Below are 24,411 nucleotides of genomic sequence, written 5' to 3'. Positions count from 1 at the left end.
GGGCGTGCCCGCTGGGCGGACCGCGCCCCGGCCGCGCCCGGGCGGCGGATACCCTGGGGCGCGTGAAGACGTTCGAGTCCCTGTTCGCGGAGCTGTCCGAGAAGGCCACGACGCGACCTGCCGGTTCCGGCACGGTCGCGGAGCTGGACGCCGGCGTGCACGCGATCGGGAAGAAGGTGGTCGAGGAGGCCGCCGAGGTGTGGATGGCCGCCGAGTACGAGGGCGACGTGAAGACGGCGGAGGAGATCTCCCAGCTCCTCTACCACCTGCAGGTCCTCATGCTGGCGAAGGGTCTGAGCCTGCAGGACGTGTACGAGCATCTGTGAGCGGCCGCGCCGGTGAGCGTCCCGCCCTCCGGCCGCGAGCGCCGCTCGCCCGTTCCTCGTCCCGTCCCTCCGCACCGCCTCCCCCGAAACGAAGGTCCTGTCATGCTGCGTATCGCCGTCCCCAACAAGGGGTCCCTGTCCGAGCCCGCCGTCGAGATGCTGCGCGAGGCGGGGTACCGCCAGCGTCGTGACTCACGCGAGCTGGTGCTGGCCGACCCGGACAACGACGTCGAGTTCTTCTTCCTGCGTCCGCGTGACATCGCGGTGTACGTGGGGTCGGGCACGGTGGACGTGGGGATCACGGGCCGGGACCTGCTGCTGGACTCGGGCGCGGACGCGGTGGAGCACATGCAGCTCGGGTTCGGGGGGTCGACGTTCCGGTACGCGGCGCCGGCGGGCGCGGTGACGTCGCTGGAGCAGGTGCAGGGCCTGCGGGTGGCGACGTCGTACGAGGTGCTGGTCGAGGGTCACCTGCGTTCGCACGGCGTGGAGGCGACGGTCGTGCACCTCGACGGTGCGGTGGAGTCGGCGGTGCAGCTCGGGGTGGCGGACGTCGTCGCGGACGTGGTCTCGACGGGTACGACGCTGCGGGGCGCGGGCCTGGAGGTGTTCGGGAACCCGATCCTCGTGTCCGAGGCGGTGCTGATCCGTCCGCGCGCGGTCGCGGAGGCGGACGTGCCGGCGGGGGTGGAGGTGCTGAGCCGGCGCCTGCAGGGCGTGCTGACGGCCCGCCAGTACGTCCTCATGGACTACGACGTGCCGGTGTCGCTCGTGGAGCGCGCGGTCGCGATCACCCCGGGCCTGGAGTCGCCCACGGTGTCCCCGCTGCACGACCGCGACTGGGCGGCGGTGCGGGCGATGGTGCGCCGCGACCAGACGAACCAGGTCATGGACGCCCTGTACGACGTGGGGGCGCGCGCGATCCTCGTCACCCGGATCCACGCCTCCCGCCTCTGACCGCTCGCCCCTGCGGGCGGCGCCGGTGAGCGGCGTGCGGGTGTGAGACGGTGACGGCATGAGCACCGACCCGTTCCCTGATCCTGGCCTGCCGGGGGAGCGCCACGACGACCCGTACCGGCCGTTCCGGCCCCGGTTCGGGCTGGTGTCGGCGTGGGCGACCGGCGTCGTGGTGGTCGGCGGGTGCGTCATCGTGGGGCTGTCGGCGACGGGCCCGCTCGGCACGTCGTGGGTGAACCGGCTGTCCCTGGCGGCGTTCGCGCTGTTCGCGGCCTGGCTGCTGTGGCGCCTCGGCGGGGTGCACGCGGTGCCGTCGCGCGAGGGGCTGCGGGTGCGCAACGTCATCTACACGCGCGAGCTCGCGTGGGCGCAGGTCGTGTCGGTCCGGTTCGGCTCCGGCGACGCGTGGGTGCGCCTCGACCTCGCGGACGGGTCGACGCTCGCCGTCATGGGGATCCAGCGGGCCGACGGCGCCCGCGGGGACGCCGAGGCGCGTCGCCTCGCGGCTCTGGTCCAGGCGCACGGCGAGGCGCACGAGGGGCCGCAGCCCTGACCCGTGCGCCGGCACCGGCTGCCCGTCCACCCCGCACACGACAGAACGGCCCCCGGATCCGCGATCCGGGGGCCGTTCTCGTGCTCGCGTCGCCGCACGGTGCGGCGACACCGGTGCGTCAGTACGCGGCGCGGTGACGGGGCTTGCGCTCGCCCCGGTCGTCGGCCCGGTCGAAGCGGTCGCGGCGCTCGTCGCGACGGCCCGACGGGCCGTGCCCGCCGCGGGGCCCGCGCGACGCGGGCGCGCCCTCATCCAGGCGGATGCGCAGCGCCTTGCCGGCGACGCGGGCGCGGGAGATGCGGTCCATCGTCTCCGCGTCCAGCGGGGCGGTGATGTCCACGAGGGAGAAGGACGGGAAGATGTCGATCTTCCCGACGTCCGACCCGGCCAGGCCGGCCTCGTTCGTCAGCGCGCCGACGATCCCGCCGGGCATCACGCCGTCCTTGTGGCCCACGGACAGGCGGTAGCGGGTGCCGACGGCGTCACGGCGGATGCCGCGCGTGCCGTCGCCCTCGCGACGGCCCGACGCGCGCTCGCCGCGCGGACGCTCGCCCGTGCGCTCGGTGCGGCGCGCCTTCGCCTGCTCGCGCGCCGCGGCGCGCTCGGCCTCGAACCGCTCCTGCTCCTCGCGAGCACGCGGGCCGTCGTCGCCGACCGCGAGCGCCGCCATGGCCGCGGCGAGGTCGACGGGGTCGACGTCGTGCTCGGCGAGGAAGGTGCGCACCACGTCGGCGTACATGGACAGGCGGCCGGCCTCGAGGCGCGCGGGAACCTGGCCGAGGAGGGCGCGGACCTTGTGCGCGGACACGTCGGCGGGGGAGGGGATCTCCACCTCCTGCAGCGGGGTGCGGGTGGTGCGCTCGATCGCGCGCAGGCGGCCGCGCTCGTGCGGGGTGACGAAGCTCAGGGCCTCGCCGGTGCGCCCGGCGCGGCCGGTGCGACCGATGCGGTGCACGTACGCCTCGGGCTCCCCGGGCAGGTCGAAGTTCACGACGAGGCCGATGCGGTCCACGTCGAGGCCGCGCGCGGCGACGTCGGTCGCGACGAGGACGTCGAGCGCGCCGGCGCGCAGGCGCTCGACGATCCGCTCGCGCTCCTTCTGCGCGACGTCGCCCGAGATGGTGGCGGCGGAGATGCCGCGCTCGACGAGCGCGGACCCGACCTCCTCGGCCGCGCCGCGCGTGCGGGTGAACACGATCGCGGCCTCCGCGTCGGACGTCGCGAGGACGCGCACGAGCGAGCCGGTCTTGTGCCGGAACGGGACGACGGCGTACGTCTGGCGCACGCTCGTCACCGTGGACGACTGCCGGGCGACGGCGATCTCGACCGGGTCGGTGAGGTGCTCGTTCGCGACCCGGCGGATCGGGGCGGGCATCGTCGCGGAGAACAGGGCGACCTGACGCTCGCGCGGCGCGCGGGAGAAGATCGTGTCGACGTCCTCCGCGAAGCCCATGCGCAGCATCTCGTCGGCCTCGTCGAGCACGAGGAAGCGCACGTCGTCGAGCACGAGGGTGCCGCGCTCGATGTGGTCGATGACGCGCCCGGGCGTGCCGACGACGACCTGCGCGCCGGCCGCGAGCGCCCGCTGCTGCGGCTGGTACGGGGAGCCGCCGTACACGGCGACGACGTCGACCTTGGGCAGGTGGGCCGCGAACGACTCGACGGCGTCGGCGACCTGCATCGCGAGCTCGCGCGTCGGGGTCAGGACGACGGCCTGCACGCGGCGCTCGGCGGGGTCGATCGCCGCGAGGAGCGGCAGGCCGAACGCGGCGGTCTTGCCGGTGCCCGTCTGGGCGACGCCGGTGATGTCGCGGCCGGCGAGGAGCGCGGGGATGGCCTCGGCCTGGATCGCGGACGGTGTGACGAACCCGAGGTCGGCGACGGCGCGCTCGAGCGGCGCGGGCAGGCCGAGGTCGGCGAACACGGGGCCGGTCGGCTCGGGGCGGGTGGGGGTGTCGGTGGAGTGGTCGAGGGCGTGCGAGGGCGCGACGACGTCAGCAGTCATGAAGAGGTGAGGACCGTTCGTTTCGGGGTGTGGAGTGGCGTGCGGTCACCGGGACGGTTCTCGCAGGTCGCACTCCCGAACACACCAGGCCGGCCACCACGACGATCAGGGAAGATCAGGGGGGACGGCCGCTCTCACGGACACACGCGGGACGAGCGACGAACTCCAGAGGTGTGCCCATCCTACCGGAGGGTGGGCGCGGGCCGCGGGGCGGCGCCCGGTGACCTCCCTCACCCGTCACGCCGCCCGTTCGTCGCGCACGCGGACGAAGCGGGTGATTTCGCCCCGTCCGGTCGCTGCGCCGCGAAATGGGGTCCGGTCGCGGCGGCCCGGTACGTAGGATGGTCGCGCGCGGCAGGTCGCCGCGACGGCGCGACGTGAGCACGGGGCGGTGGGTGTGTCAGCAGGGCAGCAGGTCAGCTCCCGCGTCCTGACCGTCCCGAACGTCATCAGCCTCCTGCGGCTGCTCCTCGTGCCGGTGTTCGCGGTCCTCATCGTGCGGGGCGACGACGTGTGGGCGCTGGTCGTCCTCGCGGTGTCGGGGGCGTCGGACTGGCTCGACGGCGTCCTCGCGCGCCGCCTCGACCAGGTGAGCCGCCTCGGGCAGATGCTCGACCCGGCCGCCGACCGGCTCTTCATCCTCGTCACCCTCCTCGGGCTCGCGTGGCGCGACGTCGTCCCCGTGTGGCTCGTCGTCGTCATCGTCGCGCGCGACCTCCTCCTCGCCGGGCTCATGCCGCTGCTGGCCCGGCACGGGTACGGGCCGCTGCCGGTGAGCTTCGCCGGCAAGGCCGGGACGTTCGCGCTGCTGTACGCGTTCCCGCTGCTGCTGCTCGCCGAGGCGCCCGGCTGGTGGGGCGACCTCGCGGCCGTGACGGGGTGGGCTTTCACCTGGTGGGGTGTGGGACTGTACTGGCTGGCGGGTGCCCAGTACGTCCTGCAGACCCGTGCCCTGGTGCTGCGGGACCGGGCGGCGGCCCGCGAGGCCGACGACCCCGGCGCCACGACCCAGGAGGCCCCGTGACCGAGACGACGCCACCCGACCCCCGACCCGCCCGACGGGCACCCGTCGACGCCTCGATGACGCTCCTCAACGAGGTCATGTTCCGCCCGCTCGATCCCGGGTACGCGGACGCCGCCGCGCGGCGCGCGACCGGGCAGTCGCCGCACCGGGGCCGCACCGGCACCGTGGTCCTCGTCGCCCTCGCCGTCGTGCTCGGCGTCGTCACCACGGCCGCTGCGGTCGAGCTGCGCGCGCCGCAGCCCGGGGTGATCGCGGCGCGCGAGACGCTCGAGCAGGAGATCCTGTCCCGGCAGGCCGCCGCCGAGGACCTGGCTGCGCGCGGTGCGGAGCTGTCCGGCGAGATCGAGCAGCTGCAGGGGGAGGCGTTGAGCGGGGCGAGCACCGACGTGCTCCAGGGTCTGCAGGCGGAGGGTGCGCTCACCGGGACGCAGGCGGTCGAGGGGCAGGGCGTGGTCGTGACGCTCGACGACACCAGCGGCGGGCTGTCGTCCGACGACGCGGACGCGAACTCGCTCGTGCACGACTCCGACCTGCAGCGCGTCGTCAACGCCCTCTGGGCCGGGGGAGCGGAAGCGGTCGCGATCAACGACCAGCGCCTCACGGGCCTCTCCGCGATCCGCAGCGCAGGGGACGCCGTGCTGGTCGACCTGCAGCCCCTCGTCGGTCCCTACCGTGTCGAGGCGGTCGGAGACCCCGACGCGATGCGCACCTCGCTCCTGCGGTCCGGCACGTCCGACTACCTGCAGATCCTGGGCACCCAGTACGGCATCCGGTCGAGCGTCACCACCCAGAGCCGGATCGATCTGCCGGGCAGGTCCGCGCCCACGCTGTTCTTCGCGCAAGCACCGGCAGCGACCGTAGACTCCGACGCGCCCGCCGGGAGCACCGACGGCACGACGGACGGCCAGAACGACGGGTCCGTGACGGACCCGGCACCGCACGAGACAGGGCAGGAGAACGTCGAATGATCGCAGTCGTCGGACTGGTGGTGGGCATCGTCGCGGGCCTCGTCCTGCAACCTACGGTGCCGGTGTCGCTGCAGCCCTACCTGCCCATCGCGGTCGTGGCCGCGCTCGACGCCCTGTTCGGCGGCCTGCGAGCGCGCCTCGACGGCCTGTTCGACGACAAGGTCTTCCTCGTCTCCTTCCTGTCGAACGTCGTGGTCGCCGCGCTCATCGTCTTCCTCGGCGACCAGCTCGGTGTCGGGAGCCAGCTCTCCACCGCCGTCGTCGTCGTCCTCGGCATCCGCATCTTCTCCAACGCCGCCGCGATCCGGCGCCACATCTTCAAGGCCTGAGCATGAGCCGCGACCCCAGCGCTCCGCGCCCCGCAGGCACCCCCGCGGGCGACGCCGACGCGCCCGAGGCCGTCGAGCCAGAGTCCGTCGACGCACCGGACGGTGCCGAGCAGGGCGCCACCGACGCCGAGACGGCCGTCCAGCCCGCCGACGACGACACCCAGGTTCCCGGGATCGCCGAGCCCGAGCCCACCGCACCTGCCGCCGACGAGCCCGGACCGGGCGGTGCCGACGGTGAGGCGATGCCGCCGACGGGCCGCACCGACGACGTGGCAGCTCCGGACCCCGCAGCGACCGACCTCGGTGACGACCTGCGGCCCGCACACGACGAGGACCCGCTCCCGGTCTCCGACTCGGACGACGACGGCACGGGCGACGACGGCACGGGCGAAGCGGGCCCGACGGCACGACCCGAGCCCGCCGACGACGGCACGGACGACCCGGACGACGACGCGCACGTCGAGCGCGACGACGCCCCGGAGGACGGGGACTCCGCGAGCCCGGCGACCGAGTCCCCCGCGACCACCGAACCCGCCGCGACCACCGGCACGATCGGGACCGTGGGGCGCCACGGCACCCCCACGCAGTCGGAACCTCGCGGTTTGCGTGGCCTCGGGAGGGCGCTGCGGCCCCGGGCGTCACGCTCCCAGATCGTCGTCGGCATCCTGTGCGCCCTGCTCGGGTTCGCTCTCGTGGTCCAGGTCAGCCAGACCCAGGAGGACCAGCTGTCCTCGCTGCGTCAGAGCGACCTCGTGCGCCTCCTCGACGACGTCACCCAGCGCTCCGGCGAGCTCGAGGACCAGATCTCCTCGCTCGAGGCGACGCGCGACGAGCTGCAGTCGGGGTCGGGGCGCGAGCGCGCCGCGCTCGAGCTCGCCGAGCAGCAGGCGCAGACCCTCGGCATCCTGTCCGGGCGACTGCCCGCGGAAGGTCCGGGCGTCGAGATCGAGGTCGTCGAGGGTGCCGAGCCCCTGGACGCGTTCGCGCTCTTCAACGTCCTCGAGGAGCTGCGGAACGCGGGCGCCGAGGCGATGGAGGTCAACGGGGTCCGCCTCGTCGCGAGCAGCTACTTCGAGGACTCGGCCGACGGCATCGTGGTCGACGGGCAGCAGATCTCCTCCCCGTACCGGTGGACGGTCATCGGTGACCCGTCCACGCTCGAGACCGCGCTGGAGATCCCCGGCGGCGCCATGGCCTCCCTGCGCTCGGCGGGCGCCCGCACGACGATCACGCAGCAGGACCGGGTCGAGGTCACCGCGACCGTGGAGCCGCGTGCGCCGGAGTACGCGACCCCGGTCCCGGCCGACGGGTGAGCGTGGCTTCCCGCCGCAGGCGCGGCCGGGGTAGGTTGGGACGACCGAGGGTCGCACGCACCGTGTGACCTGCGGGTGTAGTAGTTTTCGAGCACGATTCCCGCACCGTCGGGGCCTCGGCCCAGCGGTGCGGAATCCGAGGTCGAGCACGGCGTGCGTGAGCCCCGAGGAGGCGAGATGAGTGTCCCAGGCGGTCCTGAGGTGCCGAACCGGGCGGGAAGCGACACCACGATCAGCTTCGGCCGGATCGAGGCCCCGATCGAGGAGGGCGTGCAGCCCGGTGGTCTGAGCCCCGAGGAGCACGCCGCCGTCGTCGCCCTGCCGCGGCACTCCGCGCTGCTCATCATGCAGCGCGGCCCCGGGCAGGGCTCGCGCTTCCTGCTCGACGCCGAGCGCACCGTCGCCGGCCGGTCGGAGCACGCGGACATCTTCCTCGACGACGTCACCGTCTCGCGCAAGCACGCCGAGTTCGTCCGTGAGGGCGAGCGGTTCCTCGTGCGCGACGTCGGGTCGCTCAACGGGACGTACGTGAACCGCAGCCGCATCGACGCCGTCGCGCTCTCCACCGGCGACGAGGTGCAGATCGGCAAGTACCGGCTCACGTTCCACGCCAGCCCGCACGCGGGGGCACCGGCGGGCGGCGCGGCACCCCGGTCGTGAACTCCTCGACGGGCGCCGCGCACGCCACGGTCCCCGAGCCCGCGGCCGGGACGGAGCCCTGGCCGCAGGGCATCTCGCGGCGCGCGACGATGCGGATCTCCGACGTCCTGCGCGCGCTGCGCGCCGAGTTCCCCAACGTCAGCCACTCCAAGCTGCGCTTCCTCGAGGAGCAGGGCCTCATCGACCCCGTGCGCACCGCCTCGGGGTACCGGCAGTACAGCCCCGCCGACGTGGAGCGGCTGCGGTTCGTGCTCGTCGAGCAGCGGGACCGGTACCTGCCGCTCAAGGTCATCAAGGAGCGCCTCGCCGCGCTCGACGCCGGCACCGACGTCGAGTCGCTCGCGCCTCGGCTCGCGACGACCGACGGCGACCCCGGGTCGGCGGCCGTCCGCCAGCGGTACACGGTCGACGCGCTCGTGTCCGCGGCGGGCGTCGAGCGAGAGCTCGTCGAGGGCCTCATCGAGGCCGGGGTGCTGAGGCAGGCGCCCGGAGGCCAGCTCGACGCCCGCGCCCTCGACGTCGTCGTGCTCGCCGCCGGCCTGTCGGAGTACGGCATCGAGCCCCGCCACCTGCGCTCCCTGCGCACCGCCGCGGACCGGCACGTGAGCCTCGTCCACCAGGTCGTCTCGCCGTGGCGAGGCCAGCAGAGCGCGTCAGCCCGCGCCCACGCGGGCACGGTGGCGTCCGAGGTCGGGGAGCTGTGCGCCCAGCTGCACACCGTGTTCGTGCGGCAAGGCATCGACGACCTCACACGCTGACACGACCTGCCCAGGAGCCGACGAGCCGGGGCCGGCCCACCCCCTGCCGGATGCCGACGACGGACGTACCGTGGGGGAGTGAGCGACGACGTCCCGATGGTCCCGGTCGAGGTGCTGGGGGTCCGTCAGCAGCAGCGCGACCAGGAGATCGTCGTGCTGCTCCTGGACGACGCGTCCGAGCTCGTCGTGCCGATCGTCATCGGCCCGCGGGAGGCCAGCGCCATCGCGATGGCGCAGGCCGGGCTGCCGACGCCGCGGCCCATGACGCACGACCTGCTGCGGGACCTGCTCGACGCGGTCGGAGTGCGCCTGGAACGCGCCGAGATCGTCGCCCTCGACGGCGGGATCTTCTTCGCCGAGCTCGTCCTGAGCAACGGGGTGAGGCTCGACTCTCGCGCGTCGGACGCCATCGCGGTCGCCGTGCGCACCGGCAGCCCCGTGCTCTGCTCGGCCGAGGTCGTCGCGACGGCGGGCGTCGAGGTCGTCGACGTGGCGCAGCAGGAGGAGGTCGAGAAGTTCCGGGACTTCCTCGACCACGTCCAGCCCGAGGACTTCTCGGTGGACGAGTAGGACGCCGGGGAGCGACCGTCGAGCCGTGGTCGAGACTTCCGGGCACAACGGACAAGACAGACCTTCGACCTCAGGTCGAGGGTCGTGTGGCGGGATCGGCGGGCGCCCCGGCGCGACACGCCCGCACGCTCGGGTCGTCGGTCGTTGACGCCCCCCGGTACCGCCCATAGCGTGGACGTGGACATCACTCCAGGAGGCGACAGTGAACAGCAGCGGTGAGGCGAGCGTCGGCGCCGGCGCGGCGGTCCCGCAAGGTGCGCAAGGTCTCCTCTTCGGGGAGGACATCACCGAGCAGGACACCACGACCGGCTACCGCGGCCCCACCGCGTGCCGTGCCGCCGGGATCACGTACCGCCAGCTCGACTACTGGGCCCGCACCGGGCTCGTCGAGCCGACCGTGCGCCCCGCGTCCGGGTCCGGCTCGCACCGCCTCTACAGCTTCCGCGACATCCTCGTCCTCAAGGTGGTCAAGCGGCTCCTCGACACCGGGGTCTCCCTGCAGCAGATCCGTCAGGCCGTCGAGCACCTGCGCGAGCGCGGCGTCGACGACCTGGCGCAGATCACCCTCATGAGCGACGGCGCGAGCGTGTACGAGTGCACGTCGCCCGACGAGGTCGTGGACCTCGTCCAGGGCGGGCAGGGCGTCTTCGGCATCGCCGTCGGCCGCGTGTGGCGCGAGGTCGAGGGGACGCTCGCCGAGCTCCCGACCGAGTCGCTCGAGGACGAGGACGACGCGGCGGCGAGCCCGCAGGACGAGCTCGCGCAGCGCCGTCGCGCCCGCTCCGCCGGCTGACCCCGCGAGCGCCCGGAACCTCCCGGGCGACGATCACCGCACCGGCGGGGCGCGAACCATGCGCCGGTGAGCCTGTGGACCACGTCACAGCCGGTGCGACGGCCTGTCCCGCGACACCGTGGGAGGATCGCCCGGTACGCGGCGCGTCACGCCCTCCCCGGCGGCGCCGCACGGTCGACGGATGGAGTGCCGGTGTTCTCGAAGGTCCTGGTCGCCAACCGCGCGGAGATCGCCGTCAGGGCGTTCCGCGCCGCCTACGAGCTGGGAGCCCGCACCGTCGCGGTGTTCCCGCAGGAGGACCGCAACTCCGAGCACCGGCTCAAGGCCGACGAGGCCTACCTGGTCGGGGAGCCCGGTCACCCGGTCCGGGCGTACCTCGACATCGAGGAGATCGTGCGCGTCGCGCGCGAGGCGGGCGCCGACGCGGTCTACCCGGGCTACGGGTTCCTCTCGGAGAACCCGGACCTGGCGCGCGCGTGCGCGGACGCCGGGCTGACGTTCGTCGGGCCGCCGCCCGAGGTGCTCGAGCTCGCGGGCAACAAGGTGCGCGCGCTCAAGGCCGCGCGCGAGGCCGGCCTGCCGGTGCTCGCGTCGAGCGAGCCGTCGTCGGACGTCGACGAGCTCGTCGCCGCCGCGGACGAGATCGGCTTCCCGGTGTTCGTCAAGGCGGTCGCCGGCGGCGGGGGTCGAGGCATGCGCCGCGTGGACGCGCGCGAGGACCTGCCCGAGTCGCTCGCCGCCGCGATGCGCGAGGCCGACGGGGCGTTCGGCGACCCGACGGTTTTCCTCGAGCAGGCGGTGCTGCGCCCGCGGCACATCGAGGTGCAGATCCTCGCCGACGGCGCCGGGAACGTCGTGCACCTGTACGAGCGGGACTGCTCGTTGCAGCGCCGCCACCAGAAGGTCGTCGAGATCGCACCCGCGCCGAACCTCGACCCCGCGATCCGCGACGCGTTGTGCGCGGACGCGGTGCGGTTCGCCCGGCACATCGGGTACCAGAACGCGGGCACCGTCGAGTTCCTCGTGGACACGGTGGGGGAGCGTGCCGGGAAGCACGTGTTCATCGAGATGAACCCGCGCATCCAGGTCGAGCACACCGTGACCGAGGAGGTCACCGACGTCGACCTCGTGTCCGCGCAGATGCGCATCGCGTCGGGCGAGACGCTGGAGGACCTCGGGATCCGGCAGGAGGACGTGCGCGTCAACGGCGCCGCCCTGCAGACCCGCATCACGACCGAGGACCCGGCGAACGGGTTCCGCCCCGACACGGGGCGCATCATCGCCTACCGCTCCCCGGGCGGGGCGGGCGTGCGGCTCGACGGCGCGACCGCGACCGCCGGGTCCGTCGTGTCGGGCCATTTCGACTCGATGCTCGTCAAGCTCACGTGCCGCGGCCGTGACTTCCCGACGGCGGTCCGCCGCGCCCGACGTGCGCTCGCCGAGTTCCGCATCCGCGGCATCCGCACCAACATCCCGTTCCTCCAGGCCGTGCTCGCCGACCCGGAGTTCGTCGCGGGCAACGTCGCGACGTCGTTCATCGACGAGCGGCCCGAACTCCTCGCCGCGCGCGAGAGCGCCGACCGCGGCACGCGCCTGCTGGCGTTCGTGGGGGACGCCACGGTCAACCGCCCGCACGGCGAGCCGCAGCGCACCACCGACCCTGCGACGAAGCTGCCCGCGCTCGACCTGTCGGTCGCGCCGCCGCCCGGCACGCGCCAGCAGCTCCTCGAGCTCGGCCCCGAGGGCTTCGCGCACGCGCTGCGCGCCGAGCAGCGCCTGCGCGTCACCGACACCACGTTCCGCGACGCCCACCAGTCGCTGCTCGCGACGCGCGTGCGCACGCACGACCTGGCCGCCGTCGCGCCCTACGTCGCGCGCGCCACGCCGCAGCTGTGGTCCGTCGAGGCCTGGGGCGGGGCCACGTACGACGTCGCGCTGCGCTTCCTCGGCGAGGACCCGTGGGAGCGGCTCGCGACCCTGCGCGAGGCGATGCCGAACCTCGCGATCCAGATGCTGCTGCGCGGTCGCAACACCGTCGGGTACACGCCGTACCCGACGCGCGTCACCGAGGCGTTCGTCGAGGAGGCCGCCGCGACGGGCATCGACGTGTTCCGCATCTTCGACGCGCTCAACGACGTCGACCAGATGCGCCCCGCGATCGAGGCCGTGCGCGCCACGGGCACCACGGTCGCCGAGGTCGCCCTGTGCTACACGGGCAACCTGCTCGACCCCGCCGAGGACCTGTACACGCTCGACTACTACCTGCGCCTTGCGGACCGCATCGTCGACGCCGGCGCGCACGTGCTCGCGATCAAGGACATGGCCGGGCTCCTGCGGCCCGCGGCGGCGTCGCGGCTCGTGACGGCCCTGCGCGAGCGCTTCGACCTGCCCGTGCACCTGCACACGCACGACACCTCGGGCGGGCAGATGGCCACCCTGCTGGCCGCGGCGGCCGCAGGCGTCGACGCCGTGGACGCCGCGAGCGCCGCCATGGCGGGGACGACGAGCCAGCCGTCGCTGTCGGCGCTCGTCGCGGGCCTCGAGCACACCGAGCGCGACACGGGCCTGTCGCTGGCTGCGGTCGCTGACCTGGAGCCCTACTGGGAGGCGGTGCGCCGCGTCTACGCGCCGTTCGAGTCCGGTCTGCCCGGGCCGACGGGTCGCGTGTACGAGCACGAGATCCCGGGCGGGCAGCTGTCGAACCTGCGTCAGCAGGCGATCGCGCTGGGCCTCGGGGACAAGTTCGAGCAGATCGAGGCGACCTACGCCGCGGCGGACCGCATCCTCGGGCGCCTGGTGAAGGTGACGCCGTCGTCGAAGGTCGTGGGGGACCTCGCCCTGCACCTCGTGGCGGCGGGCGCGGACCCGGCGGAGTTCGCGGCCGACCCGCAGTCCTTCGACATCCCGGACTCGGTGATCGGGTTCCTGGGCGGCGAGCTCGGCGACCCGCCCGGGGGCTGGCCGGAGCCGTTCCGCTCGCGCGCGCTCGCCGGCCGCGCCCCGCGCGGCGGCGTGACGCCGCTCTCCTCGGAGGACGAGGCCGAGCTCGCGCAGCCCGGCGAGGTGCGTCGTCGGCGGCTGAACCACCTGCTGTTCGCGGGGCCGACCAAGGAGTTCGAGCAGGTACGCCAGGCGTACGGGGACGTGTCCGTGCTCGACACCCCCACGTACCTGTACGGGCTCGAGCCGGGTCAGGAGGTCGCGGTCGCGCTCGGCAAGGGCGTGCGCCTGCTCGTGGGCCTCGAGGCGATCGGTACGCCGGACGAGCGGGGCATGCGCACCGTGATGTTCACCCTCAACGGTCAGCTGCGCCCGATCCAGGTGCGCGACCGGGCGGTCGACGTCGACGTGCGCTCGGCGGAGAAGGCGGACCCGGCGCAGCCGGGGCAGGTCGCGGCGCCGTTCGCGGGCGCGGTGACGCCGGTCGTCGTGACCGGCGACGTCGTCGAGGCGGGGCAGACCGTGGCGACGGTCGAGGCGATGAAGATGGAGGCCGCGATCACGACGCCGGTCGCGGGCACGGTCCGGCGCGTCGCGATCGGCGCGGTGCAGCAGCTCGAGGGCGGTGACCTGGTCCTCGTGGTGGGCTGAGCCCGCGCGACGGCGGTCGCGCGGGCACGGGCAGTTCGCGGGCAGGGTGAACGGAGGAGGATCCATGCGAGTCACGTTCCACGGCCACGCGTGCGTCACGGTGCGCCACGGCGGGCAGGTCGTCGCGATCGACCCGGGCACGTTCAGCGACGCCGCGGCCGCGCTGCGCGACGCGAGCACCGTGCTGGTCACCCACCAGCACCCCGACCACGTCGACGGGGCGGCGCTCGGAGCCGCCCTCGCCGCCCGGCCCGGGCTCACGGTCTGGGCGCCGGAGGCCGTGGTCGCCGCGCTGCGCCCGTCCCTGCCGGGCGACGCGTCGGCGCGCGTGCACGCCGTCGTGCCGGGTGACGGGCTCGACCTCGGAGGGCTGGAGGTCGTGGTCGGCGGCGGGCAGCACGCGGTGATCCACGCGGACGTGCCCCGGATCGCGAACGTGACGTACCTCGTGCGCGGGGACGGCGCGACGCTCCTGCACCCGGGGGACTCGTTCGACGCGCCGGGCCGTGACGCGCTCGGCGGGAACCGGCTCGACGTGCTGCTCGCACCCGTGGCCGCTCCCTGGCTGAAGCTCGCGGAGACGATCGACTTCGTGCGCGCGCTCGACCCGCGCGTCGTCGTCCCCGTCCACGACGCCCTGCTGTCCGCGGCCGGTCACGGCCTCGTCGACCGGCTCCTCGGGGAGCAGCGCACGGGCGGGACGTACGCGTACCGACCCCTCACCCCGGGCGACTCGCTCGACGTGGCCGCGGGCAGCCTGGACGGTGCCGGCGACGCCGCGGCGCGCGCGCTGCGCGACGAGCACCCGGAGTACGGCGAGGTGGCGCTGCTCGAGGAGGACGAGACCGTGCCACCGCGCCCGGAGGAGGATGCGGCCGACGTCGCGCGGGCCGTGGACGGCCGGTGACCGGGACGTCGGTGCCCGGCTGGTACCCGGACCCGTGGCGAACGCGGGCCGAGCGGTGGTGCGGCGGACGAGGCTGGACGCCGCGCGTGCGCGATCTTCCGACGCCCGCGGGTCAGAGCAGGGGGCGCAGCGGCGTGAGGACGACCTCGCTGAGCTTGGCCGCCACCGACCGCGCGTCCCACTCGGCGAGGGTCAGCTCGCGCGAGTTCGACAGGTCGACGTCGAAGACCTTCTCCATCTGCGCGGCCACCCCGGCGTCGGTGATCTCGAGGTTCACCTCGTAGTTGCCGGTGAGGGAGAGCCGGTCGATGTTCGCCGTCCCGATCGTGGTCCACGCGCCGTCGATCGTCGCGGTCTTCGCGTGCACCATCGCGTCCCGGTACAGGTGGATGCGCACCCCGCCCCTGAGCAGCGCCGTGTACAGCCCGCGCGACAGCCAGTCGGCGAGCACGTGGTTGGACCGCTCGGGCACCAGGACCCGCACGTCGACCCCGCGCGCCGCGGCCGCGAGGAGCGCTGCGAGGATCTCGCGGTCCGGGATGAAGTACGCCTGCGTGATGTACACGTGCGAGCTCGCCCGGTCGATCGCGTCGAGGTAGATGCCGCGGATCGGGAAGACGAGGTGCGCGGGCGCGTTGCGTGCCGCGCGCAGGCGCGGCTCCCAGTGCATCGAGCCAGGGTCGGCGAGGAGCGGCTGGCCGGGCTTCCGGTTGGCGTTCCAGAAGTCCACGAACGCGTTGCGCAGCTCCCACGCGCTCGGTCCGACGAGGCGCACGTGCGTGTCGCGCCACTGCGTCGCGTAGAGGGCGCCGATGTTGTACCCGCCGACGAACGCGATCTCGTCGTCGACGACGAGGATCTTGCGGTGGTCCCGGCCCGACTTGCGCACGTTGAGCATGAGGACGCCCGGGCGGAACACCGGGTAGCGGATGACGTGGATCGGCTCCGGCAGGTCGAAGAACGACTGCGGGACGACGAGGTTCGCGAAGCCGTCGTAGACGACGAACACCTCGACACCGCGGTCGCTGGCCTCGACGAGCGCCGCCTTGAACTTCTCGCCGAGCGCGTCCGCCTTCCAGATGTACGTCTCGAGCAGGATCCGGCGTCGTGCCCCGCGGATCGCCGCGAGCATCTCGCGGTACAGATCCTCGCCGTAGGTGAAGACCGTGGTCGTGGTCCCTGCGACCTCGACGTCGGCGGGGGAGGAGCGGGGGAACGACGCCTCGGTCGTGTTGCGGCGCTTACGGATCGCGTCGGCGGCGACGAGGACGCCCGCGACCGTGACGGGTGCCGCGACGGCGACCACGAGCGCGCGGGAGAGGAGACGTCGGGCGGTGCGCAGGGCGGAGTCGGCGGACAGGTGCACGGACTCACCGTAGCGGGCGCGCCCCACCGCGCGACCGGTGGGCGCGCGCGCCGGGGGTGAGTTCCCGCACCTCCGCTGCCCGCGGAGTCGCCACGCGCGCGGTCAGTGCGACCGCAGGGCCTCGATCAGCTCGGCCTTGCGCATCGAGGAGCGTCCCTCGATGCCGATCTCGGCGGCGCGCTCGCGCAGTCTCTCGACGGTCCAGTCGTCGTAGTCGCCGGCCTTCCCGCCCTTGCGGCCGACGCTCGAGCGCGACGACGCCGCGGCGGCGTTCGCGATGCGGGCCGCCTTCTCCTTCGAGTCGCCCTCGTCGCGCAGCGCCTCGTACAGCTCGGGGTCCTTCACGCTCGGGCCCGGGTCGCGCTTCGGCACGGTGTCCTCCCTCGTCTCGTCCCGGTCGCCTCGGCGCGCGGCCGGTCTCCCGCCAGGCTCGCCCCGCCCTCGTCCGCTCGCACGCGGACCCTCACCCGTGCACGACGACGCGCGACGTGCCCGGGTCGACGTGCACGACCCGCCCCGCCACCGGGGCGAAGCCGTGCGGGTCCGCGTCATACCCGGCCTGCCAGCGCACGCCGCCGTCGTCGAGCGACAGACCGGTCATGAGCGCTCGGCGCGGAGAGTCGAGGTCGGGCACGACCACGGCGAGGGTCGCGCCGTCGGTGAACGCGGCCGTCACGCCGCGCCGCAGGTCCGGCCCGCCGCTCGCACGGTCGGCGGACTCCTCGGGTACGGCCCGTGGCCAGGACCAGGCGCGCTCGCCCGTGCGCGCGTCGAGGGCGACGAGCGTGCCGTCGACCGCGAGGACGACGCGTTCGGCCGCGAGCGCCACGACCTGCACGGCGGGCAGGTCGACGCGCCACAGCTCGCGGGGGGCGTCCGTGCCCTGGCCCGCCGGGGCTTCGAGCGCGCGCACGCCGGCCGGGGTCGTGACGAACCAGGTGGTCGCGTCCCGGCCGGGACCGACGAGCGGGACGAGCAGGTGCCCGGAGAGGGCGGTGCGGACCGTCCCGTCCGGGGCGACGAGCTGGGTGGACCCGGTGCGGTCGGGAAGCCGCACGGTCGTGCGCCAGAACGTGCCGTCCGCACGCGAGATGACGCCCGTCGTGATCGCGTCGCCGCGGGCGTCCAGGCGGGTCCCGGCGAGCGTGAGGACCGCGCTGAGGCGGCAGCCGCGCACGACGAGCAGGTCATCCTCGACGGTGACGGCGGCCTGCCCCGCCACCTGGGGCCGGCACATCGCGGTGCGCTGGGCGTCGTCGGGCTGGATCTCCCGGTACCAGCGGACCTGCGCGGTCCGGGCGTCCTGGAGCGCGAGGTGGACGACGCCGCCCGTCCGCGACCAGCGCAGGACCGTGCCGTCCGGGGCGGGGACCGCGCGGCCGAGGTCGTCCCCGAGGGGCACCGCGTCCGTGGTGGGCCCTCTTGGCCCGAGGACGTGGGCGACGGGTGCGAGGGCGGGCCCGGTCAGGCACGTGACGACGCCGGGCCGGGAGGCGGGCGCCGAGGTCTCGCCTGCGGCAGGCCCGCACCAGGCCGTCGCGTCGAGAGCGGCCCAGCGGCGGGCACCGGTCTCGACGTCGTAGCCTTCCACGCGCTCACCGGTCACCACGGCGAGGACCGCGCCGTCGCCGTCGGCGACGACGGCGAGCCGGGGTGCTGCGGCGTCCGTCTCCCACGCCGGTTCCGGTGGCACCGCGAGGGAGACGACGGCGCCGGGCCGGGCGAGCCGTGCGCGCTCCGCGGTGGAGGTGCGCCACGAGCCGACGGCGACGAGCGTGAGAAGGAGCGCGGCGAGCAGCACGGCGACGACGACGGCGCGCGTGCGCCGTCGGGCGGGTGCCGCGAGCCCGGGCGGCGTCCCAGCGGGTGCGGCGCGCCCGGTCGGTGCGGGCTCGTCGTCCGGGACGAGCTCCACCCGGTGGAGCGAGTCCATGCCAGCGACGCTACGCCGCCGCGGCGGTGGGCGTCAGGCCTCGGCGGGCTCGAGCGCCGCGGACAGGGGGTGCGACCGGATCGCGGCGGCAAGCTCGCCCTCGATCCGGTCGAGGTACACGCCCGTGGTCGCGATCGACGCGTGCCCGAGCAGCTCGGCGACGACCTTGACGTCCCAGCCCTCGGCGGCGAGCAGCGTCGCGGTCGTGTGGCGCAGCGCGTGCGGCGTGGCCTCGCGCCGGAGCTGTGCGGGCATGCGTTCGATGCAGCGCCGCAGGAGCCCGCGCACCGCCTGCGCGTCGATGCGCCGCCCGCGCCAGGAGAGCAGGAGCGCGCGCTGCGCGTCCGGGTCGTCGGGGCGGCGGGCGAGGAGCGCGGGGCGCAGACGCTCCAGATACTCCTCGAGCGCGGTGGCCAGCGGGGGAGAGAGGGTGACCGTGCGCACGTGGCCGCCCTTGCCCTGGATGCGCCAGCGCGTCTGGTCGGGCTCGCGGGAGAAGTCGTCGAGGTTCGCGCGCTCGAGCTCGGACACGCGCGGGCCGAGGACGAGCAGGAGCGCGACGACGAGACGGTCGCGGACCTGCAGGTCCTGGTCGCGACGGGTCGCTGCCGGGTCTCCCTGCGCCCGTGCCGCGGAGACCTCGAGCAGCGACGCCGCGGAGCCCGCGGACAGTGCCGTGCGCGCGACGCGCAGCCCGTCGCGCAGGCGTGCCGGGGGAGAGGCCCACTGCATCGGGTCGGCCTGGACCCAGCCCTCGCGCGCGGCGTGGGTGAAGAAGCGGGTGACGGACTGGCGGAAGCGGTTCACCGTCGCGGCGGAGCGGCCCGAGCTCCCCGGCTTGCGCGACGCGTCCGCGTACCGGCCGTCGGGGGTGGTCTGGTAGCGCAGCAGGACGTCGTCGACGTCCTCCCCGGTGACGTCGTCCAGCACCCGGGCCGGCCCGGCGAGCCGCGCGAACTCGGTCACGTCTCGTTCGTAGCTGCGGCGCGTCGTCGGCGACAGGATGCCGCGCAGCGTCTGGGCGACGACGGACGCGAGGTAGCGGTCGGCCGCCTCGGCGACGGTGATCCGCTCGAGGCGGGGCGGGGCGACCATGTGCGGCCTCCTTCAGGGTGCGGTCGGCGTCAGCCTAGGTCGTGCCACCGACAAGGAGGCGTCGGCGCGGTGCCCTGACCTGCGCCGACGCTGGCCGGAGGTCGAGGCTCAGCGTCCCTCGTCCAGGTGCGCGACGTCCCCGACGCTCAGCACCCCGCGGTTGTGGAAGAACCCGTCCTCGCGCAGGGTCGTGATGCTCCCGGAGGGGACGGGGAACGTGACGTGCCCCGCCGCCTCGACGGGCATCCCGATCCACGCGGCGACCACGAACGTCGCCGCGAACCCGTGCGTGACGACCACCTGGTGGTCGATGTCGTGGTGGAGCAGGTCCGTCGTGGCCGCGTACACCCGCAGGGCGACGTCGAGCCTCGTCTCCGCGCCCGCGACACCCAGGTCGTGGCGCAGGCGGTCGCCCACGGCCGGCGGCGGGACGAACCGCGCGTCGAGCCATTCCTGCGGACGCCCGCCCGCCTCGCCGTAGGACGACTCGCGCAGCCGGGCGTCCAGGCGTGGCGCGACGCCGAGCGCCTCGCCGATCGCGGTGGCGGTGCGGCGCGTGCGCAGGAGGTCGGACGTGACGAGGTCGACCGCGGCGTCGCGCGGGAGCCGGGCGCGCAGGGCGGCCGCGAGGCGGAGTGCCTGTCGCACGCCCGCGGCTGTGAGGTCGGAGTCGTGGACGCCCCCGACGAGCCCCTCGACGTGGTGCGTCGCCTCGGGGTGGGTCACGACGTGCACGGTGCGTTCGCGGGCGCCGACGACGTCGGGCAGCGGCGGGGGAGGGAAGGGCATCTGGGGCGTGTCGACCTCGGGCACGTGCCCAGGCTCGCACACACGCAGGCGTGGTGGACGCCGGGGCGGGGAGACGTGAAGGGGAGCCGGTGGGCGACGTGCTCGGGGGAGCCACAGGTGTCGTCGCCGGACGGTGGGGAGGACGGCGCGCCGCACTCGTGCGGGCCGTGCCACCGTCACAGGGGGCGATGACGGTGCGTCAGCACGCTGTTGACCTAAACACAATGGTTTGCGGTGTATGTCCGATTCTAGGCATCGTAGCCCAGCGTGCGGTCCCGTACCAGCCGTCGGCCGCGGGGTCGGCCGGTCGGGGTCGCCGACGGATCGAGCTCGTCCCGCGACGCGTCGGCATCGTCGGCCCCGGTCCGCGGCGTCCGCACGGGGGACACCGAGCGCCAGGCCCACACGGCGACGGTCGCCACGCCGGCGGCGACGCCGACGACCGCGAACGCCACGAGGGTCAGCGCGAGGGCCGGGAGCCACGCGAGCGTCACGAGCGTCGTCGTGAGCGCACGTCGAGGACGACGGCCGTCCGGAGAGATGCCGGTGAACGGCGCGGTCGCGACGAGCGTCCTGGAGCCGATTCCTGATCGCGTCCGGGACGGTGTCGGTGCGACCGGGCCCGCGAGCCGTCGTCTGCCGTCGCTCGGGTCCACGGTGCGGCCGGCGGATCGGCGCGCGTCGAGCCGGGGTGCGTACGTCGTCGTGCTCATGACGAAGGGGAGCGCTCGACGGCCCTCCGTGATGCGCGGACGCGGCACTCTCGACCGCGAAATGACATAATGTACATTATCGGCGTTCTGCGGAAGAGGTCGGACGGGCCGCTCTCGCCGCCTCTCGCGTGCGGCTCCCGGGCCGTCGTGGGTCCTCGGGTGTCTACTGGCTGCCATGGGATCCGTCGCCCTCGAACAGTCCACCCGGTGCGCGATCGACGCCGTCACCGCGCTGCGCCTCGTGCAGGACGACGTCGCCCTCGGTGCGCGTCGCCCGCTCGTCGGCCCTGCGGTCCTGCGCAGCCACACGCTGTCGATGCTCTACCGCGACGTACGCCGCGGCGTGCTCGACGAGAAGACCGCGCGCGCCCGCCTGGAGGGCGTCGCGACGCTGAAGATCCGGCTGCTCGGCGACCGCGTCTCGCGGGCCACGGCGTGGCGGATCGCCCGCGAGCTCGACGCGGACGACACCGCAGCCGCCGAGTACGTGGCGGTGGCCGTGCTCCAGGCCGACGTCCTCGTGGCCGGCGACGAGCGCGTCGCGGCCACGGCGGACGGCAGGATCCCCCTGGCGCCGTACGAGGACCTCCTGCGCTGAGCGTCGCTGACGCGCGCCTCGGCGCCGAGGTTCGCGATCAGTCGTCGAACACGTCCCAGCAGATCGCGCTCCGTCGTCGCTGGTCGTCCAGGACGAGCTCGCGCAGCTCCGCCGGGATGCGCTCGCGCTGCCAGTCCCGCTCCGCGAGCCGCGCGGCCTCCGGGGCCTCGCCTCGGGCGGCGGCGTCCGCGGCGGCGGCCCGGATGGCGTAGGCCGCCGCGCCGAGGTCGTGCGCCGCGACGTGCGCGACCGCCACCGCCTGCCCGGCCGCGAGCGCCGCGTACTTGACGGGGGCGGGCTGGTCGCGGCCGGCGGCGTTGGCGACGAAGGCGGTGCTGTGCGCGGTCTTCATGGGGACCTCGCCGCGGATCCAGGCGCGGGCGACGTCGAGGGCGTCGCGGGGCCGGGTGTCGTCGGGTCGGGCGTCCTCGAAGATCGGCAGGACGTGCTCGGCGCAGTCGACGGCCCACCGGGCGAGCTGGCGGTGGTGGTCGTCGGTGAGGGTGCCGCCGCGTCGGACGGTGACGAGTCGGGGGTCGCGTTCGGCGGGCAGGATCGGCATGGTCCGATGCTCCCCCGGGCCGGCGTCCGCGCGGACCATCTGGTCGGCGCGTCGACCGGCTCGGGGGTGCCTGCGCGGTGGTGCCGGGGCGGCGGTGGTCGCGTGCCGCCCTCTGGTGGGTGTGGGTCGGGCGGCGTACGGTGCGTTCGTCGTCCCCGCTCGTCGAGACCGTCGAAGAGGCGCACGCCTCTCCCCCGCCCGGTCGCCCTGCTGCGGCGTTGTCGCCGCGTCGAGGCCTCTCCCCCGGGCTGGTCGGGTTCCTCGGGTGGGTCGTTCCCCGAGGAGGCGCTCATGGCCCGGTTCACCCGCTCCGACGACCTGCGCGGCGCGACGTTCGACGGTGCGGACCTGCGGGGTGCGCGGTTCGTGGAGTCAGACCTGTCCGGTGTGGTCATGCGGGGCGTGCAGGTGGAGGGTGCCGACATCGACGCGCCGTGGCTCGCGGACGGCGGCTCCACGTTCCGCGTCAACGGCGTCGACGTGGCCGGGTTCGTGGAGGCGGAGCTGGACCGCCGGTTCCCGGGCCGTGCTCTGCGGCGTGCGGGCGACCCCGAGGGGCTGCGTGCGGCGTGGGCGGTGCTGGAGTCGACGTGGGCCGCGACGCTCGAGCGGGTCGCGGAGCTGCCCGCGAGCGCCGTGGACGTGTCGGTGGACGGCGAGTGGTCGTTCGCGCAGACGCTGCGGCACCTGGTGCTGGCGACGGACGCGTGGTTGGGGCGGGCGGTGCTGGAGGTGGAGCAGCCGTTCCACCCGTTGGGTCAGGCGGGTCCGCAGGCGGCGGAGGACGGGCTGGACGTGTCGTTGTTCGTGACGGGGACGCCGTCGTACGGGGACGTGCTGGAGGCGCGGGCGGGTCGGGTCACGATGGTGCGGGACTTCCTGGCCGGGGTGACGCCGGAGGAGCTGGTGGTGGTGCGGCGCAACCCGTGGTCGCCGCAGTACCCGGAGACGACGTTGTCGTGCCTGCACGTGATCCTGGAGGAGGAGTGGGAGCACCATCGCTTCGCGGTGCGGGACCTCGGTTCGATCGAGGTGTCGCTCGGGGCGTGAGGCGTCCTACGGTCCGCCATCGATGTCGCGGAGCCCCGGTCGATGGCGGGACGTCCGGGGGGCGAGAGCCCTCACCGGGGGTGTCGTACCGGGCGGCGGCGGTGTCCCCCAGAGCTTCCTGGTCGGTGCCGGCGAGGTCGGTACGGGACTCGGTCATCGTGCGACGGCGTCAGGTCGCGTCCCGTGGGTCCAGCGTCTTCGTGCCCATGGGGCGATCTCGGTGTTCTTGGTCGGGAGCCGCCCGCTACGGTGTCGGCATGGATCGTGACGCGTTCGTCGGCTATGTCCGTTCCCAGGGGTGGGGCGTCGTCGCTTCGCTGGGGGACGACGGCGGGCCTCAGGCCGCGTTCCTCGCGGTGGCGGCGACGCACACGGGCGAGCTGGTGTTCGACGCGCGCTCGACGTCGCGCAAGGTGGCGAACCTGGCGCGGGACCCGCGGGTCGCGGTGACGGTGGGCGGGACGGACGGGACGACGGTCCAGTGCGAGGGTGTCGCGGACGTCCCGGCCGGCGCGGACCGGGAGCGGTGCGCCGCGGCGTACGTGGCGGCGTTCCCCCAGTTCGCGGGGTCGCTGGCCGACGACGGCATCGTGCTGCTGCGGGTCACGCTCGCGTGGGCGCGGTACGGGGACTTCCGCGACGGCCGGTCCGTCATGACGGAGGTCGACGTGACCGGGTGGGGTCCGAGCGGGGACTGACGGCAGCCCCTCCCCGGTCGGACCTGTCAGCCGAGCAGCGCCTGCTTCGCGCGCGCGAACTCGGTGTCGGTGAGGTCGCCGGCGCGGTGCAGGGCGGCGAGCCGTTCGAGCCGGGCGACCAGCGCTGCTCCCCCGTCATCCGAGGTGGCGCTCGCGGCGGGTGCGCCGCGGCCGACGACGCGCCACAGGGCGCGGGCGAACACGCCGGGGCGTCGGGCGGTGCCTGCCTGGTGGGGCTGGAGGCGCGGTACGCGCGGCGAGGGGACGGTCCGGTCGTCGACGACGACGCTCCCGGGGCGCGTGTCTGCGAGCGAGCGCGCGAACCGGGCGAAGCGGGCGGAGGATCCGTCGAGCAGGACGGCGCGTGTCGTCCGGGATCCGGGGTGCTCGTCGCGCCAGGTCACGACGACGGTCGGCCCGTCCCCGCTGACGGTCACGACGGGTCGCCCGGCGGGCTCGAGCACGGTGTCGTCGCCGCGGACGAGGCGCAGCCGTGCGCCGTCCCACACGAGCCGCCCGCCGGCGACGTGGAACATGGCCGGGTAGCGGGGCGCGGCGGAGAAGCGCGACGTGTCGGGGGCGCGGCCGGGGACGGTGACGACGCCGACCGGCCGGCGTTCCGGGGGTGTCGTCGGCCGGGGGGCGCGGACGTGCTCCGCGAGCGCCTCGACGACGGGCACCGTGACGGTGACGGGGGCGCTGGGCGCCGCGGTGGTCTCGTCGGCGGTCTCGACGGTCGTCGCTGCGGTGGGCGCTGTGGTGGGCGCTGCACCCCGTCCTTCGGTCGCGTGCGTGCTCACTGTGCTCCCCCGTCGTCGTCGGTCCCCCGATCCTGCCGCGCGACACCCTCCGG

At 74.7% G+C, this 24,411-nt stretch carries 25 protein-coding genes; 16 read left to right on the top strand and 9 right to left on the bottom strand.

Annotated elements, in window-relative coordinates; genetic code table 11:
* The first annotated feature begins 62 nt into the window (after positions 1-62).
* The 3 genes from FIC82_RS12130 (at position 63) to FIC82_RS12120 (ending at position 1,836) form a co-directional block, all read left to right on the top strand.
* Positions 63-326, top strand: a complete 264-nt coding sequence (locus tag FIC82_RS12130) for a phosphoribosyl-ATP diphosphatase (protein WP_024839663.1) — start codon at positions 63-65, stop codon at positions 324-326.
* Positions 327-428: 102 nt separating this feature from the next.
* Positions 429-1,283 carry an ATP phosphoribosyltransferase gene (gene hisG / locus FIC82_RS12125; protein ID WP_154798723.1) on the top strand — a complete coding sequence of 285 codons (855 nt, stop codon included), beginning with the start codon at positions 429-431 and terminating at the stop codon, positions 1,281-1,283.
* 58 nt (positions 1,284-1,341) lie between these two features.
* Positions 1,342-1,836: a PH domain-containing protein gene (locus FIC82_RS12120; protein WP_154798722.1), complete on the top strand. Its 495-nt coding sequence runs from the start codon at positions 1,342-1,344 to the stop codon at positions 1,834-1,836.
* Positions 1,837-1,954: 118 nt separating this feature from the next.
* Here FIC82_RS12120 and FIC82_RS12115 read toward each other — a convergent pair whose 3' ends face one another.
* Positions 1,955-3,841: a DEAD/DEAH box helicase gene (locus tag FIC82_RS12115; RefSeq protein ID WP_154798721.1), complete on the bottom strand. Its 1,887-nt coding sequence runs from the start codon at positions 3,839-3,841 to the stop codon at positions 1,955-1,957.
* Between the two features lie 397 nt (positions 3,842-4,238).
* Here FIC82_RS12115 and FIC82_RS12110 point away from each other — a divergent pair, with 397 nt between their 5' ends.
* The 10 genes from FIC82_RS12110 (at position 4,239) to FIC82_RS12065 (ending at position 14,754) form a co-directional block, all read left to right on the top strand.
* The gene (locus FIC82_RS12110; RefSeq protein ID WP_168732273.1) at positions 4,239-4,865 is read left to right on the top strand and encodes a CDP-alcohol phosphatidyltransferase family protein; all 627 of its coding nucleotides are present in this window, start codon (positions 4,239-4,241) and stop codon (positions 4,863-4,865) included.
* Complete coding sequence (locus tag FIC82_RS12105; RefSeq protein ID WP_253691094.1) at positions 4,862-5,833, top strand: DUF881 domain-containing protein; 972 nt, start codon at positions 4,862-4,864, stop codon at positions 5,831-5,833. The genes FIC82_RS12110 and FIC82_RS12105 overlap by 4 nt, the downstream gene beginning before the upstream one ends.
* On the top strand, positions 5,830-6,162 hold the full coding sequence (locus FIC82_RS12100) for a small basic family protein (protein ID WP_021483549.1): 333 nt from the start codon (positions 5,830-5,832) through the stop codon (positions 6,160-6,162). The genes FIC82_RS12105 and FIC82_RS12100 overlap by 4 nt, the downstream gene beginning before the upstream one ends.
* Positions 6,163-6,164: 2 nt before the next feature.
* Positions 6,165-7,475: a DUF881 domain-containing protein gene (locus FIC82_RS12095; protein ID WP_154798720.1), complete on the top strand. Its 1,311-nt coding sequence runs from the start codon at positions 6,165-6,167 to the stop codon at positions 7,473-7,475.
* Positions 7,476-7,652: 177 nt separating this feature from the next.
* Complete coding sequence (locus FIC82_RS12090) at positions 7,653-8,135, top strand: FHA domain-containing protein (protein ID WP_154798719.1); 483 nt, start codon at positions 7,653-7,655, stop codon at positions 8,133-8,135.
* Complete coding sequence (ftsR, locus tag FIC82_RS12085; protein ID WP_253691092.1) at positions 8,132-8,893, top strand: transcriptional regulator FtsR; 762 nt, start codon at positions 8,132-8,134, stop codon at positions 8,891-8,893. Before FIC82_RS12090 ends, ftsR begins: the two co-directional genes overlap by 4 nt.
* Before the next feature lie 96 nt (positions 8,894-8,989).
* Positions 8,990-9,463, top strand: a complete 474-nt coding sequence (locus FIC82_RS12080; protein ID WP_024839673.1) for a bifunctional nuclease family protein — start codon at positions 8,990-8,992, stop codon at positions 9,461-9,463.
* Between the two features lie 202 nt (positions 9,464-9,665).
* On the top strand, positions 9,666-10,256 hold the full coding sequence (locus FIC82_RS12075; RefSeq protein WP_168731796.1) for a MerR family transcriptional regulator: 591 nt from the start codon (positions 9,666-9,668) through the stop codon (positions 10,254-10,256).
* Positions 10,257-10,448: 192 nt separating this feature from the next.
* Positions 10,449-13,847, top strand: a complete 3,399-nt coding sequence (locus tag FIC82_RS12070; protein ID WP_168731795.1) for a pyruvate carboxylase — start codon at positions 10,449-10,451, stop codon at positions 13,845-13,847.
* Positions 13,848-13,911: 64 nt separating this feature from the next.
* Entirely contained in the window at positions 13,912-14,754 is an 843-nt protein-coding gene (locus FIC82_RS12065; protein ID WP_154798718.1) for an MBL fold metallo-hydrolase, read from the top strand.
* A 112-nt stretch (positions 14,755-14,866) separates the two neighbouring features.
* Here the strand turns inward: FIC82_RS12065 and FIC82_RS12060 are convergent, their stop codons facing one another.
* The 6 genes from FIC82_RS12060 to FIC82_RS12035 all read right to left on the bottom strand — a co-directional run bounded on the left by FIC82_RS12060 (position 14,867) and on the right by FIC82_RS12035 (position 20,650).
* A complete protein-coding gene (locus FIC82_RS12060) occupies positions 14,867-16,114 on the bottom strand; it encodes a phospholipase D-like domain-containing protein (protein WP_418884358.1) in 1,248 nt (415 codons plus the stop codon).
* A gap of 108 nt (positions 16,115-16,222) precedes the next feature.
* Complete coding sequence (locus FIC82_RS12055) at positions 16,223-16,492, bottom strand: DUF7218 family protein (protein ID WP_168731794.1); 270 nt, start codon at positions 16,490-16,492, stop codon at positions 16,223-16,225.
* A 91-nt stretch (positions 16,493-16,583) separates the two neighbouring features.
* Positions 16,584-18,053, bottom strand: coding sequence for an outer membrane protein assembly factor BamB family protein (locus FIC82_RS12050; RefSeq protein WP_154798715.1), 1,470 nt, complete (start codon positions 18,051-18,053; stop codon positions 16,584-16,586).
* A gap of 33 nt (positions 18,054-18,086) precedes the next feature.
* Positions 18,087-19,148 (bottom strand): tyrosine-type recombinase/integrase, encoded by a 1,062-nt coding sequence (locus tag FIC82_RS12045; protein ID WP_154798714.1) that lies wholly within the window; start codon positions 19,146-19,148, stop codon positions 18,087-18,089.
* Between the two features lie 108 nt (positions 19,149-19,256).
* On the bottom strand, positions 19,257-19,961 hold the full coding sequence (locus tag FIC82_RS12040; protein WP_253691090.1) for a histidine phosphatase family protein: 705 nt from the start codon (positions 19,959-19,961) through the stop codon (positions 19,257-19,259).
* A 224-nt stretch (positions 19,962-20,185) separates the two neighbouring features.
* Positions 20,186-20,650, bottom strand: a complete 465-nt coding sequence (locus FIC82_RS12035) for a hypothetical protein (RefSeq protein WP_154798713.1) — start codon at positions 20,648-20,650, stop codon at positions 20,186-20,188.
* Positions 20,651-20,825: 175 nt separating this feature from the next.
* On the opposite strand from FIC82_RS12035, the gene FIC82_RS12030 reads away from it, so the two are divergent.
* Positions 20,826-21,248, top strand: a complete 423-nt coding sequence (locus tag FIC82_RS12030) for a hypothetical protein (protein WP_154798712.1) — start codon at positions 20,826-20,828, stop codon at positions 21,246-21,248.
* 37 nt (positions 21,249-21,285) lie between these two features.
* On the opposite strand, the gene FIC82_RS12025 is transcribed toward FIC82_RS12030, so the two are convergent.
* Entirely contained in the window at positions 21,286-21,810 is a 525-nt protein-coding gene (locus FIC82_RS12025) for a putative immunity protein (RefSeq protein ID WP_154798711.1), read from the bottom strand.
* Positions 21,811-22,101: 291 nt separating this feature from the next.
* Here FIC82_RS12025 and FIC82_RS12020 point away from each other — a divergent pair, with 291 nt between their 5' ends.
* On the top strand, positions 22,102-22,860 hold the full coding sequence (locus FIC82_RS12020) for a DinB family protein (protein WP_154798710.1): 759 nt from the start codon (positions 22,102-22,104) through the stop codon (positions 22,858-22,860).
* Between the two features lie 257 nt (positions 22,861-23,117).
* Positions 23,118-23,558, top strand: a complete 441-nt coding sequence (locus FIC82_RS12015) for a pyridoxamine 5'-phosphate oxidase family protein (RefSeq protein ID WP_168731793.1) — start codon at positions 23,118-23,120, stop codon at positions 23,556-23,558.
* A 26-nt stretch (positions 23,559-23,584) separates the two neighbouring features.
* Here the strand turns inward: FIC82_RS12015 and FIC82_RS12010 are convergent, their stop codons facing one another.
* The gene (locus FIC82_RS12010) at positions 23,585-24,358 is read right to left on the bottom strand and encodes an SHOCT domain-containing protein (RefSeq protein ID WP_154798708.1); all 774 of its coding nucleotides are present in this window, start codon (positions 24,356-24,358) and stop codon (positions 23,585-23,587) included.
* Positions 24,359-24,411 lie beyond the last annotated feature (53 nt).

Origin of the sequence: Cellulosimicrobium protaetiae (assembly GCF_009708005.2) — a bacterium.
Lineage (GTDB): Bacteria > Actinomycetota > Actinomycetes > Actinomycetales > Cellulomonadaceae > Cellulosimicrobium > Cellulosimicrobium protaetiae.
Note: the sequence above shows the minus strand (reverse complement) of the source record. Positions and strands in the feature narration are given on the sequence as shown.